At 59.2% G+C, this 12901-nt stretch carries 11 protein-coding genes; 7 read left to right on the forward strand and 4 right to left on the reverse strand.

What is annotated here, in order from left to right; translation table 11 throughout:
* Positions 1-64 precede the first annotated feature (64 nt).
* The 6 genes from ACTJJ1_RS12030 to ACTJJ1_RS12055 all read left to right on the forward strand — a co-directional run bounded on the left by ACTJJ1_RS12030 (position 65) and on the right by ACTJJ1_RS12055 (position 5976).
* A complete protein-coding gene (locus ACTJJ1_RS12030) occupies positions 65-388 on the forward strand; it encodes a helix-turn-helix domain-containing protein (protein WP_110605903.1) in 324 nt (107 codons plus the stop codon).
* 234 nt (positions 389-622) lie between these two features.
* A complete protein-coding gene (locus ACTJJ1_RS12035) occupies positions 623-1030 on the forward strand; it encodes an ExbD/TolR family protein (protein ID WP_004949818.1) in 408 nt (135 codons plus the stop codon).
* Between the two features lies 1 nt (position 1031).
* Positions 1032-1778: an energy transducer TonB gene (locus ACTJJ1_RS12040; protein ID WP_440833829.1), complete on the forward strand. Its 747-nt coding sequence runs from the start codon at positions 1032-1034 to the stop codon at positions 1776-1778.
* 41 nt (positions 1779-1819) lie between these two features.
* On the forward strand, positions 1820-4063 hold the full coding sequence (locus ACTJJ1_RS12045; RefSeq protein ID WP_006323436.1) for a TonB-dependent receptor family protein: 2244 nt from the start codon (positions 1820-1822) through the stop codon (positions 4061-4063).
* Positions 4064-4082: 19 nt separating this feature from the next.
* The gene (locus ACTJJ1_RS12050) at positions 4083-4733 is read left to right on the forward strand and encodes a MotA/TolQ/ExbB proton channel family protein (RefSeq protein ID WP_004949824.1); all 651 of its coding nucleotides are present in this window, start codon (positions 4083-4085) and stop codon (positions 4731-4733) included.
* A complete protein-coding gene (locus tag ACTJJ1_RS12055) occupies positions 4726-5976 on the forward strand; it encodes a phospholipase D-like domain-containing protein (protein WP_440833832.1) in 1251 nt (416 codons plus the stop codon). The genes ACTJJ1_RS12050 and ACTJJ1_RS12055 overlap by 8 nt, the downstream gene beginning before the upstream one ends.
* A 40-nt stretch (positions 5977-6016) precedes the next feature.
* Here the strand turns inward: ACTJJ1_RS12055 and ACTJJ1_RS12060 are convergent, their stop codons facing one another.
* The 4 genes from ACTJJ1_RS12060 to ACTJJ1_RS12075 all read right to left on the reverse strand — a co-directional run bounded on the left by ACTJJ1_RS12060 (position 6017) and on the right by ACTJJ1_RS12075 (position 11530).
* A complete protein-coding gene (locus ACTJJ1_RS12060; protein WP_208904595.1) occupies positions 6017-7126 on the reverse strand; it encodes a DmpA family aminopeptidase in 1110 nt (369 codons plus the stop codon).
* A gap of 2 nt (positions 7127-7128) precedes the next feature.
* A complete protein-coding gene (locus ACTJJ1_RS12065; protein ID WP_062869496.1) occupies positions 7129-8505 on the reverse strand; it encodes an APC family permease in 1377 nt (458 codons plus the stop codon).
* Positions 8506-8668: 163 nt separating this feature from the next.
* On the reverse strand, positions 8669-10177 hold the full coding sequence (locus tag ACTJJ1_RS12070; protein ID WP_440833835.1) for a CoA-acylating methylmalonate-semialdehyde dehydrogenase: 1509 nt from the start codon (positions 10175-10177) through the stop codon (positions 8669-8671).
* 12 nt (positions 10178-10189) lie between these two features.
* Entirely contained in the window at positions 10190-11530 is a 1341-nt protein-coding gene (locus ACTJJ1_RS12075) for an aspartate aminotransferase family protein (RefSeq protein ID WP_006323443.1), read from the reverse strand.
* Positions 11531-11789: 259 nt separating this feature from the next.
* Here ACTJJ1_RS12075 and ACTJJ1_RS12080 point away from each other — a divergent pair, with 259 nt between their 5' ends.
* The gene (locus ACTJJ1_RS12080; protein WP_440833837.1) at positions 11790-12719 is read left to right on the forward strand and encodes a LysR family transcriptional regulator; all 930 of its coding nucleotides are present in this window, start codon (positions 11790-11792) and stop codon (positions 12717-12719) included.
* The last annotated feature ends 182 nt before the right edge of the window (positions 12720-12901 follow it).

The following is a 12901-nucleotide window of genomic DNA, read 5'->3' on the forward strand; positions in this document are numbered from 1 at the left end:
GACCAACTGAGCGTTGGAACCATCGCCACACGGATAGAACAAAACGAATGGGTGGAGATTTGCCATGAAAAAAAAATCTGATTTTCGCAGCACTGCCTTTGAGGCTATCCATCGCGCCGCTGAAGGTTTACATCAGGTTGGGGCTATTTCACAGGAAACCATGCGCAGTTTCGATGAGTCTTGTCTGGTCCCGCTGGAAGAGTTGCAACCGAAAGAGATCAAGGCGCTTCGTGAACAGTTGCATCTGAGCCAACCGGTTTTTGCCCGCTATTTAAATACCAGTCTTTCAACCATTCAAAAATGGGAGTCCGGTGCGAAACTACCGGGAGGCCCATCCCTTAAACTGCTCTCCATCGTGCAAAAACACGGCCTGAAGATCTTGCTGTAATCTGTTAGGTTAATTACATTCATCCCCCGTTATTTTTCCTGCCTCTCATGCACATTTGCGACAGATTAATAAAAAATATCAGTTAATTAATTGGTTATATAACCAGTCTGGCCAGTTGCTGTCTGAAACAATTCTCGCAAAATACCCTCTCTGTGATAATAAGATCACAAAAGCGTAACGAAAGGTAAACAAAGGCCTCCTATATTGGCTGCTTTGCTTTTGGGAGGGAGTGCCATGCGTAACTGGAACGAACCGAAAAAGAACAAGGCGCACATCGAGTTGATCCCCATGATCGACGTGATGATGTTTTTGCTGGTGTTTTTTGTGCTGATTAGCCTGAACGTGATCCCGGCGCTGGGGCTGAAAACCCAGTTGCCGTCTGCCGGCAGCGCTCAGCAACTGAAGCCGCAGAAGAAAGCGATCATCACGCTGGGGGCTGAAGAACAATTGCAGTTGGACGGCCAACCGGTGGCGCTTAACGCGCTGGTCAGCACGCTCAAACAGCAGCAGCAGGAAAACCAGACCACCACCATTATCGTCAACAGCGACAAGGGCGTTGCGGTGGAGCGACTGGTGGCGGTGATGGATAACCTGCGCCAGGGCGGATTCTATTCCGTCTCGATCGCTACACGGAAGCTGTGACATGTATCTGCTCTATCGTTCACGTCACCTTTTCAGCTGGCTGCCGGCGCTGATCGTGGCGGGCTGTTTACTGTTCGCCAGCCAGCAGGCTGCGCTGAAAATCCAGCCACGCTATGACGACACTACCATGGAACTGGCGCTGGTCGAGCCGGAGCCTGAACCTCAGCCTCAGCCGGAACCGCCGGTGGAAATCCCGCCGCAACCCGAACCCCCGCCACCGGAGCCGCAACCCGTTCCTGAACCCGTGGTGCCGGCCCCGGAGCCGATTATCGAGGCCAAGCCGGTTCCCAAACCGCAGCCCAAACCCAAGCCCAAACCGGTGAAAGAGAAAGCCAAACCGGTAGAAAAGGCCAAACCGGTATCCGCACAGCCTGCGCCGAAAGCGCTGGTCAGCAAGCCTGTACCCACGCCGGCCGCACCTGCCGCGCCGAAGGTCAACGCCCAGGCGATCGAAAACGGTTATTTGCAGGCACTGCGCCGCGAACTGGAACAGCGCAAGCGCTACCCGAGCGGACGGCAGGCATCGCTCGAACGGCCGCAGGGCAATGTCGAGGTCTGGCTGGAGGTCGATCGCAGCGGCCGCGTGCTCTCTTCCGGCATCGCCAACAAGGCTGCCAGCATGCTGCTGAACCGCGCGGCGATGGGCAGTTTACAAAGCATCAGCCAGGTGAAGGCGTTCCCGAGCGACGCTTTTGCCGGGCAAGCAACCAAACGATTTTCAGCCACGTTCAATTATCAGGCGCCGTAGCGACCTGGCATAACAGTTTGATTTTTTAGGGGATGGAAACAATGAAGTCTTTCAATCGATCTGGGATTTATCTGGCGGTGATGTCGGCGATGCTGCCGGGCGCGGCGCTGGCGGCGGACACCACCGACGTCGGTACCATCAGCGTGAAGGGGCAGTCGCTGGGCGGCGGCATGATGGTGCAGGACGACAGCGCCAAGGCGCGCTCCACCGTCACCAAAGAGGCGATGGACAAAATGCCCGCAGCGGCCAATGCCATCGACAAGCTGAAATACACGCCAGGCCTGAACGTCAACAGCAACGACGCCAGCGGCCTGAGCGGCGTCGATTACACCATGCGCGGCATGAACTCGGATCAGATCGGCCTGTCGATGGACGGTATCCCGATCAACGACTCCGGCAACTATGCCGTCTATCCGAACCTGCTGGGCGATTCGGAGAACCTGGAGGAAGTGTTCGTCACCCAGGGATCATCCGAGGCGGACGGCCCGCACATCGGCTCCAGCGGCGGCAATATCGGCATGGTGACGCGCCGCCCGGCAAAAGATTTCGGCGGCTTCGTCAAGCAGACGCTGGGCAGCAACAACCTGAGCAAAACCTTTGCCCGTTTGGAAACCGGCGAGTACAACGGTTTCAGCAACTGGCTCTCCTACTCACACACCGAGGCGAAAAAGTGGCGCGGGGAAGGGCGCGAATATTCCAACAAGTTCGAAATGAACTCGCTGTACGAAGACGGCAACGGCAACAGCAGTAACCTGATCATGAAGTACAACCGCCAGCAGAACGTCAACTACAACACCCTGAGCAAGGCGCAGTTCGAAAACGACGGGCGCGATACCGACTACGCCACCACGCCGGAATACAACAGCAAGGGCCAGTTGAACAAGTACTACAAACTCAACCGCAACCCGTTCGATACCTTCACGCTGTCATTCACCCAGAAGCTGCAACTGCGCGACAATCTGTCGCTGACCCTGCAGCCGTATTACTACTGGGGCAACGGCGGCAGCTTTACCGGCCAGACGGCGTCGGTGCTGTCCAATACGTCGGACAAGGCCGGGCAGTACGATCTGAGCAATCTGAAGTCCAACACCTATTACCGCCCTTCCTGGACCCAGACCTGGCGCCCCGGCATTACCACCAAGCTGAAGTGGGACATCAACGATCAGCACAGCCTGGATATCGGCTACTGGTATGAACGTGCGCGTCAGCTACAGACCCAGCCGTTTATCGGCATCAAGGACGACGGCAACCCGGCGCAGATTTCGGGCAAACCGGGCGGTTCCGATCAGGTGCAGGACGCCAACGGCAAGACCGTGCAGGGGCGTAACCAATACACCATCACCCCGGCGCAGAAAGTGTGGCTGCAGGACACCTGGTACGCCACGCCGGACTGGACCTTCGTCGGCGGGCTGGCCTATCAGTACGTGGAGCGTAAAGGGGACAACCGCGGCAGCCTGTACAACGTGCCGGAGAAGCGCGATGCCACTTACCACGAATTCCTGCCTAACTTCAGCGCCAGCTACAAGCTGAACCAGGAAAATCAGGTGTTCTATAACCTGACGCGCAACATGCGCACCCCACCGAACTACGTGCTGTACAACGTCGGCGACTCGATCAGCACCAAGCCGGAGCTGAGCTGGAACCACGAGCTGGGCTGGCGTTTCCAGCAGGAAGACATGCTGATGAGCGCCACGTTGTTCTATATGCGCTACAGCGATCGTCAAGTCTCCACCACCAACTCGTCCGGCGATTACGAGATGATGAACATCGGCAACGTGGAGAACAAAGGGCTGGAGCTGGAGTGGAGCGGCCAACTGCCGCACAACTTTAACTACTACACCTCATACACCTATACCCAGTCGAAGCAGAAGAACGACATTGTCAGCAACGGCGGGCTGCCGCTGCCGACGTCCGGCAAAGAGGTGCCGAACGTGCCGAAAAACCTGCTGAACATGACGCTGGGCTACGACGACGGCCTGTATTACGGCAGCGTCAGCGGCAAATACGTCAGCTCGTTCTACGGCGATCTGACCAACGACGAGAAGATCGGCGGCCGCACGGTGTTCGATCTGGCGGCGGGGGTGCATTTGCCGGTGGACAAGAAAATCATCAAAAGCGCAGCGCTGCGCTTTGGCGTCAGCAACCTGTTTGACAAGGAATACCTGACCTCGGTGCGTACCACCACCTTCAACGCCGCGCCTTATGGCGGCGTGAAAGCCAGCACGCCGTATTACAACGTCGGGGAAGAGCGCACCTTTAGCGTGTCGCTGGAAGCCACCTTTTAACTAATCTGAGGGGTATGTTATGAATGCCAATTTATTGCACGACATTATTTTCTACGTAATGTACGCCGCGCTGGCGATTGCGCTGGTGATCATTATCGAACGCGCGCTGTATTTCGCTTACACCCAGCGCCAGGCCCGTCGGTTGGAGCAGGCGCTGACGCCGGACGTGCACCGCGCCGCCGATCTGCCGGACGAACTGACCCAGCGCAACAGCCTGCCGCTGGCGGTGATCGCGCCGGTACTGGAGCAGAAGCACCGCGCCGGTGACCGCGAAGCGATAGGCGATTTGGTCGACGCGCAGTACCTGTTGAGCAAACCGCTGATGGCGCGTGGCCTGTGGCTGTTGGAAACCATCGTCACCGCCGCCCCGCTGCTGGGGCTGCTGGGCACGGTAATGGGGATTATCGAAACCTTTAAGGCGCTGGCCGCTTCCGGGGTGTCGGAGCCGAGTTTGGTGTCTGCCGGCATGGGCACCGCGCTGTACGCCACCGGGCTGGGGATCGCCATTGCGCTGCTGTGCCTGGTGGGCAACAACTACCTGCAAAGCCGCATGGAGCGCATCAACGAACTGCTGAAGGTGCTGTTGATCCGCGCCGGTGCGCCGGCCAGCCGCCCGGAAAACGGCAGCCGCGAGCAATGGGTTGACAGTGAGGCACCGCGCTATGCCTAATGGCCGTCAACCACGGCGGCCATTAGGCCGCCTTTACACTGCGTTATGGGGTGGCTGTCTGTTGATGTTGAGCCAGAGTGCGGCGGCGCGTTTTGCTATTCCCGGCTACGAGCTGGTGTATACCGCGCCGGTGGAAACCGCGTTGCAGGCGGATGACCTGCGTAACACCGCCGAGGTGTGGCAGCAGATGTTCGATGCGGCGAAAACCCGCATCGATCTGGGTCAGTTCTATGTGGCGAACCAACAGGGCTCGCTGCTGGACGGCGTGCTGCAACACCTGAAAGCGGCGGGCGAGCGCGGGGTGAAAATCCGTTTTCTGATGGAAGAGAAGGGGATTCGTATATCCACCCCGGAGACGCTGGAACAGCTGAAGGCGATCCCCAACCTGGAGCTGCGGATTATTCCTTACCAGCGGTTGAGTGGCGGCATTCTGCATGCCAAATACCTGCTGGTGGACGGCGAGCAGGCGTTTGTCGGCAGCCAGAACTTCGACTGGCGGGCGCTGGAGCATATTCATGAAACCGGGCTGCGCATCAGCGATGCCGGGGTTGTCGGGCAGATCCAGGCGATCTTCGAGCAGGACTGGCGGGCGCAGGCGTTGCTGACGGCGGATAAACCGGTGCCGCAGCTGGCGTATCAGCCCACGGCGGCAACGCCGCAGGGCAACTATCTGATCGCCAGCCCGCGCGCCTATAACCCGGCCGGCGTGATTGACTCGCAGGTTGAGTTGCCGCGTCTGCTGGCGAGCGCCAAACAGCGGGTGCGGGTGCAGGTGATGGACTATGCGCCGTTGTCTTACGGCCCCGAACGCAGCCGGCCTTATTACGCGGTCATCGACAATGCCCTGCGCAGCGCCGCCGCGCGCGGCGTGCAGATCGAGCTGATGGTGGCCAACTGGAACACCAAAAAGCCCGATATCGCCTGGCTGAAAAGCCTGGCGCTGGTGCCGAACGTGCAGATAAAGGTGGTGACCATTCCGCCGGCCAGCCAGGGGTTTATCCCGTTCGCGCGGGTGATCCACAGCAAGCTGATGACTATCGACGGCGAAACCGCCTGGGTGGGCACCAGCAACTGGACCGGCGGCTATCTGGATAACTCGCGCAATCTGGAACTGGTGCTGCACAGCCCGGCGATGAGCCAGCGGCTGGACACACTCTACAGCCAGCTGTGGGACAGTGTTTACGCCGAACCGCTGAAACTGGATTACGACTATCCGGCACCCAAACCGGGCGGCGAATCCTGATTTATCGTGGGCGCGGGCAACCCGCGCCCAGGATACCCTTTCACCGCCGCCAGCCGGCCTTCTCCAGGGCGATAAGCAACTGCTCCGCGCTTAGCCCTTCCGCCCGATGGCCATTGCCGGAAACGGTATTCGCCGCCAGCAGGGCATTGATAATCGCCTCTTCCACCGCTTCGGCCGCCGCCGCAAACAGATCGGAAATGTAATCGTTATTCACCATGCGCAACGGGGTAGTGAACGCGCCCTTGTTGGCATAGTCGGCGGGGGGCAGGCCGTCGTTGCCGGTGGCGAAGGCGAGAAAGATATCGCCGCTCGAGTCCTCGGTGCCGCCGCCGGTACGGGCGATGCCGATACTGGCGCGTTGGGCCAGGCGGGTACACTGATGCGGTAACAACGGCGCGTCGGTAGCCAGCGTGACGACGATCGACCCCATGCCCGGATGCGGCAGTTGTGGGGTGAACGGCGAGGAGATATGGTCCAGATGGCGGCCTACCGGGTAGCCGCCGACCAGCAGCGACTGGCGTTTACCGTGGTTGGCCTGCACGATGGCGCCAACCGTCCAGCCGCCGCGTTCGGCGGGCAGGCGGCGCGAAGCGGTGCCGATGCCGCCTTTGAACTCATGGCAGATCATGCCGCTGCCGCCACCTACCGCTCCTTCCTGCGGCAGCCCGTCATGCGCTGCCTGCAAGGCCTGCCGAACGTGATCGGGTTTGACGTGAAAACCGTTGATGTCGTTCAGTAGGCCGTCGAAGGTTTCCATTACCACCGGCATGCTCCAGTACACCGCGTCGTCGCCCGGCGGCAAGGCTTCGCGCTCCAGCGCGATCAGGCTGTCGCGCACGACGCCGACGCTGTGGGTGTTGGTGAAGGCGATCGGGCTGGTGAGCAGGCCGGCTTCGCGGATCCACTCCAGGCCGGTGGCGTCGCCGTTGCCGTTAAGCACGTGAACGCCGGCAAAGCAGGGAGACTGCCGCGCCTGGCCGGGACGGGGTTCTATCACCGTGACGCCGGTACGGACGCTGCGTCCATCGGCCAGATCGGCGTGGATGCCGGCGTGGCCTACGCGCACGCCGGGCACGTCGGTGATGGCGTTCAGCGGACCGGGTGTGCCGTGGCCGATGTTAATACCCAACTCCTGAGCGCGTTGCGACATGGCTATTCTCCTTCAATCGAGGGTTCAACAAGGGGGGCGGCCTGCCGGTTGCGCATATAGCTCAGCGTCAGACCAAAACAGAGGATGCCGGCAATGATAATAAAGTCTTTCAGGCTGCTGGCGATTAAAATTGTCCACAGTACATACAGGCAACCGATCAGGGCGATCGCCACCGGCAACGGCCACAGCGGCATCAGGTACGGGTGGTGGAAGCGCGTCCGGCGGCGGCTGATCAGCGCGGCTACCGCCATGATGATGTACACCAGCAGCAGCAGGATCACGGTAAAGGAGGTCAGATCGCCAAGGTTGGAGCAAAAGGCCAGCAGCGCCGAGGGGATGCCGAACAGCAGGGTGGCGATCCACGGCGTACCGAAGCGAGGATGGATTTTTTTCAGGGCCCGATTCACCTGCGGCAGCCAAAAACCGTCACGCCCGCTGGAGAACATCATGCGGCTGAACTGCGCCACGATGGCGATAATGGCGTTGAACACCGACAGGTAAATGGCGCCGCTGACCACCCGCGCCAGCGTCGGCCCACCCAGTTGGCTGACCACATAGCCGACCGGATCGGCCTGTTTGGCCATGTCGGCTAACGAGGGGGCGCCGATCAGCAGGGCGGTGAAGGGCAACAGTTCGACCAGCACCACGATCGCCAGCGTCAGCATGATGGCGGTTGCCATAGGTTTCCCTTGTTCGCGCATATCCTCCGCCATATACACCGCCGCCCCGTAGCCGTTGTAGGAAAACAGCGCGACGCCGACCATGGCGACGATCAAGGGCATGGAGACCGGCGCCAGCACGCCTTGCGGGTCCAGCATGACCGGTGCGGTGAAGATCTCCGTGCTTTGGTGCGGGTGACTGAACCCCAGCCAGGCGATTAAACCCAGCACCGCGATCTCGACCACCAGGAAGGTGCCGGTCAGCAGGGCGTTGGCTTTGATATTGAAAATAGCGCAGCCGCCGCCGATCAAGATGGTGATCATGCCGGCGGTGGAGGCGTCAAATTGGGTACCCAAGGCGGTGTTCAGATAGGGCACTGCGCCGGTGGCCAGCACTGCCGGCACAAACAGCGCGGCGCTGAGGATAAACAAATAGGTTTGCAGCCCGCACAAGGTGCCGAACAGCCGTTTGATAATACTGTATTCGCCGCCGGCGCTGGGATGGGCGGCACCCAGCTCGGCATAACACAGGGCGATGGTCGCGGCGATAAAGGCGGCGATCAGGAATGAGATAAAGGCACCGCTGCCGGCGCTGGCGATCGCCAGGGGGGCAATGACGAAGATCGAGCTGGCCGGCGTGACGCCGGAAGCGGTAATCATCACCACGTCGAGGACGCTGAGATTGCCTTTGAATTTATGTTCTGGTGTGGGCTCTTTCATTCAATACCCCATTAACAACGCGTAAGTGAGTGATGTTGCGGGCGGCGATCGTGCGATAGAACATTGCGATGGCATGCCGCTGCCCGGGCCTGATTAAATGGAGCGCGTGGAAAAAGAGGGCGAATGTCTTCGCCCCCATAACATCATTATTTTTATGATGAAATTACCCCTGCCCGGACGGGAAGCTGAAGGTGGCATGTTGGGCTTCGCTGGACGAAGGCCAGCGCTGGGTGATGGTTTTGCGTTTGGTGTAAAACCGGACGGCATCCGGGCCGTAGGCGTGCAGATCGCCAAACAGCGATCGCTTCCACCCCCCAAACGAGTGGTAGGCCACCGGCACCGGCAGCGCGACGTTGATTCCTACCATGCCGACCTGAATATGGCTGGAAAAATAACGCGCCGCCTCGCCGTCGCGGGTGAACAGGCAGGTGCCGTTGCCGTATTCGTGGGCGTCAATCATCGCCATCGCCTCCTGCAGCGTGCCGACGCGCACCACGCCCAGCACCGGGCCAAAGATCTCCTCCTGGTAAATCCGCATGCCGGGGCGCACGTTATCGAACAGTGTGGGGCCGAGGAAATAGCCCTGGCTGATTTGCCCGTCGTCATCCCGCACCGCCAACGTACGGCCATCGACCACCAGGGTTGCGCCTTCGTCAACGCCTTGTTCGATATAGCCTTTCACTTTCTGATAATGCTGTTGAGTGACCAATGGCCCCATGTCGTTGCGGTTGTCGCTGCCGATGCCGACACGCATGGCGGACATGTGCTGCCGCAGCCCGGCAATCAATGCGTCGGCGGTATCATCCCCCACGGCGACCACCAGCGGGATGGCCATGCAGCGCTGGCCGCAGGAGCCGAATGCCGCTCCCATCAAGGCGTTGACGCTGCCTGCGATGTCGGCGTCCGGCAGCACTACCGCGTGGTTTTTCGCGCCGCCCAGTGCCTGCACCCGTTTATTTTGGCCGCAGCCGGTATGGTAGATGTGCTCCGCTACCGGTGTCGAACCGACAAAGCTCACCGCCTTGACGCGCGCATCGTGCAGCAGGGTGTCTACCGCTTCGCGATCGCCGTTGACGACGTTCAGCACCCCAGGCGGCAGCCCGGCTTCGGAAGCCAACTGGGCGATATACAGCGTGGAGGAGGGCACGCGTTCGGACGGTTTCAGCACAAAGGTATTGCCGCACACGACCGCCATCGGCCACATCCACAGCGGCACCATTGCCGGGAAGTTGAACGGCGTGATGCCCGCCACCACCCCCAGCGGCTGGAACTCGCTCCAGCTGTCGATACCCGGTCCGGCGTCCTTGCTGTGCTCGCCTTTCAGCAATTCCGGCGCATAGCTGGCGTATTCGATATTCTCGATGCCGCGCTGCAATTCGCCCATGGCATCGCTGAGTACCTTGCCGTGTTCAGCGGTAATCAGCCGGCAGATATGCTCTGCGTGCTGTTCCAGCAGCGCTTTCAGGCGAATCATGATCCTGGCGCGCTTCAGCGGCGGGGTGTCTCGCCAGGCTGGGTAGGCCCGTTCTGCGGCGTCGATGGCGCTTTCCACCGTGGCGGGGTCCGCCAGCAGCACCTGCCGGTGCGACAGCCCGGTAGCCGGATCGAACACCGATTGGCTGCGGGTGCCGCCGGCGGCGGGCTGGCCGTTGATCCAATGTGAAATGGGCATGGCATTCGCTCCTTATTCGGTTGCGTTGAGGGCGTCGCCCAGGGCGTTGATCAGCGAGTCGATCTGCGCCTCGCTGCTGATAAACGGCGGGGCCAGTTGGAGGGTGTCGCCGCCATAGCGGACGTAAAATCCGTTTTCCCAGCAGTGCATCGCCGCTTCATATGGCCTGCGCGCCGCTTCCCCTGGCCGCGCCGCCAGCGTGATGCCTGCCGCCAGGCCAATATTGCGGATATCGGTGACGTGCTTGCAGCCTTGCAAGCCATGTACCGCCTGCTCGAAATAGGGGGTAAGCTGCCGTACCCGTTCGATCATCTGTTCGCGCTCGATGATGTCCAGCGTCGCCAGCCCCACGGCACAGCTGACCGGGTGGGCGGAATAGGTATAACCGTGCGGGAATTCGAGCAGATACTCGGGCTCGTCGGTGTGCATGAAGGCATCGTAAATCGCCGGTTGGACCACCACCGCGCCCATCGGCTGCGCGCCGTTGGTCACCTGCTTGGCGATATTCATGATGTCCGGCGTGACGCCGAACGCCTCGGCGGCGGTCAACGCGCCACAGCGGCCGAAGGCGGTGATCACTTCGTCAAAAATCAGCAGAATGTTGTTTTGGCTGCAAATTTCTCGGATGCGTTGCAGATAGCCGATTGGCGGCACTATTACACCGGCGGAACCGGAGAAGGGCTCGATAATCACGGCTGCGATGGTCGACGCATCGCGCAGCGCGATAATTCGGTTCAGCTCTTCCGCCAGTTCGGCACCCTGAGCGGGCATGCCGCGCGAAAAGGCGTTACCCGCCAGCAGGGTATGCGGCAGGTGGTCCGCTTCCGCTCCTGCGCCAAAAGCCTTGCGGTTACCGGCGATGCCGCCTACCGAAATACCGCCAAAGTTAACGCCGTGGTAGCCCTTTTCACGGCCGATAAAACAGGTTTTTCCTGCCTGGCCTTTGGCCCGCCAGTAGGCGCGCGCCATTTTTAACGAGGTGTCCGCCGCTTCTGAGCCGGAGCCGGTAAAAAATACATAATCCAGCCCGGCTGGCGTCATGGCCTTAATTTTATTCGCCAGTTCGAAGGATAATGAGTGGCCGAATTGAAACGCCGGGGAATAATCCAACCGAGAAAGTTGACGGTGGGCCGCATCGGCAATTTCCTGGCGCCCGTGGCCTAATCCGCAGCACCATAGGCCGGATAAACCGTCAAAGATTTTACGCCCATCCTGGCTGGTATAATAAGCGCCTTCAGCGTGACTTATCATTCGCGGGTTGGCTTTAAAATTACGGTTGCCGGTAAATGGCATCCAATGTGCTTCTAACCATTCACGATCGGGTTTATTTTCGCGGTGATTTAAATCAGCCATTTTTCCCTCCGAGGGGGAGAATAGGTGCGGTTAATTAAATATACCCGTCATCTTTTAAGTTACAGCGTTGTTATCTGCATTCGCTCACCCCAGTTACTTACTTGAGTAAGCGCCTGGAGTGAGCGAGCTGGCCGCCTGGCCGCAACTTAAAAGCCATAGGGTATAAATAAACGTGTTAATGAATTGTTGAGTGAAATTGACTATGTTCCGCTTCTTCACTAATGTGAATAATCATATGTCGAAACTTACTTAAGGTTTTATGCAAGTAAAAAAGCGCGCGCTTTTAGGGCAGTTGTCGGATATGGATCTGCGGTTGCTGCGGGTGTTTAAAGCGGTGGTCGACTGCGGAGGAATGAGCGCCGCCGAGCTGGAGCTGAATATCAGCCTGTCGACCATCAGCAAACATATCAAGGATCTGGAGCAAAGGCTGGGGCTGACGCTGTGCCAGCGCGGGCGGGAGGGCTTCGCCGTCACCGACGAAGGGCTGTTGATTTACCAGGAAACCACCAACCTGCTGGCGGCCACCGAGGCTTTTCGCCGTGGGGTGGATGACGTGCATCGACGCATGGGCGGCCAGCTGCACGTGGCAATATTTGATCATACGGTCAGTAATCCGCAGGCGCACATCGGCCGGGCAATTGCGTTATTCAGCGAGCGTGCGCCGGACGTGTCTTTGCAAATGTACGTGGAGCCGATAAATACCATTGAGCGCGGCGTTATTGACGGGCAGTTTCAGATTGGCGTTATTCCAATGCACCGCAGTGCGGAAAGTTTATCTTATAGTTCTTTATTCAATGAGAGGATGTTCTTATATTGCGGTGCGCAGCATGAGTTATTTTCCGCTCATCACGACATGCTGAATTGGGATCTGTTGCACAATTATGCCTTTGCAGGATTGGGCTACCATTCGCCGAATATGGCGTTAAGTTTGCAGCAGCATTTGCAGCGCAAGGCGACGGGTTTTGCTCAGGAATCGATAGCGACCTTAATCCTCTCCGGCAAGTATGTCGGCTTTCTTCCCGACCACTATGCGGCGTTTTTCGTCGCACAGAATATGATGCGGGCGATAAAACCGGAGCTGTTCCGCTACCACTGTGAATATTCCTGCGTGGTACGGCGTTCACCCAGCCCGCAACGGGTGGTGAAGGTGTTCCACGAGTGCCTGCTGGCGGCGCATGAGGGGGGATGAACGCTTATTCCTGGCCTTCGGCACCTTGCCAAAAATCGCCGATCAGTTGCTCAAAACCGCCGTTACCTGCTGCGTAAAGACGGTTTATTCGAACAGGCTTTCGGCGCTGCCGACCTTTAAAATCCGTTTACTGCTTTTTCTTCCTACTGAAGATTTTAAGCAGTACGCCAACCAGAATGCCA

Origin of the sequence: Serratia sp. 22264, assembly GCF_052045345.1 — a bacterium.
Taxonomy (GTDB): Bacteria; Pseudomonadota; Gammaproteobacteria; order Enterobacterales; family Enterobacteriaceae; genus Serratia; species Serratia plymuthica.

Bases quoted from the DNA above. Each gene is read 5' to 3' on its own strand.
- ACTJJ1_RS12030 (WP_110605903.1), top strand. From the start codon at position 65: ATGAAAAAAAAATCTGATTTTCGCAGCACTGCCTTTGAGGCTATCCAT.
- ACTJJ1_RS12035 (WP_004949818.1), top strand. From the start codon at position 623: ATGCGTAACTGGAACGAACCGAAAAAGAACAAGGCGCACATCGAGTTG.
- ACTJJ1_RS12040 (WP_440833829.1), top strand. From the start codon at position 1,032: ATGTATCTGCTCTATCGTTCACGTCACCTTTTCAGCTGGCTGCCGGCG.
- ACTJJ1_RS12045 (WP_006323436.1), top strand. From the start codon at position 1,820: ATGAAGTCTTTCAATCGATCTGGGATTTATCTGGCGGTGATGTCGGCG.
- ACTJJ1_RS12050 (WP_004949824.1), top strand. From the start codon at position 4,083: ATGAATGCCAATTTATTGCACGACATTATTTTCTACGTAATGTACGCC.
- ACTJJ1_RS12055 (WP_440833832.1), top strand. From the start codon at position 4,726: ATGCCTAATGGCCGTCAACCACGGCGGCCATTAGGCCGCCTTTACACT.
- ACTJJ1_RS12060 (WP_208904595.1), bottom strand. From the start codon at position 7,126: ATGTCGCAACGCGCTCAGGAGTTGGGTATTAACATCGGCCACGGCACA.
- ACTJJ1_RS12065 (WP_062869496.1), bottom strand. From the start codon at position 8,505: ATGAAAGAGCCCACACCAGAACATAAATTCAAAGGCAATCTCAGCGTC.
- ACTJJ1_RS12070 (WP_440833835.1), bottom strand. From the start codon at position 10,177: ATGCCCATTTCACATTGGATCAACGGCCAGCCCGCCGCCGGCGGCACC.
- ACTJJ1_RS12075 (WP_006323443.1), bottom strand. From the start codon at position 11,530: ATGGCTGATTTAAATCACCGCGAAAATAAACCCGATCGTGAATGGTTA.
- ACTJJ1_RS12080 (WP_440833837.1), top strand. From the start codon at position 11,790: ATGCAAGTAAAAAAGCGCGCGCTTTTAGGGCAGTTGTCGGATATGGAT.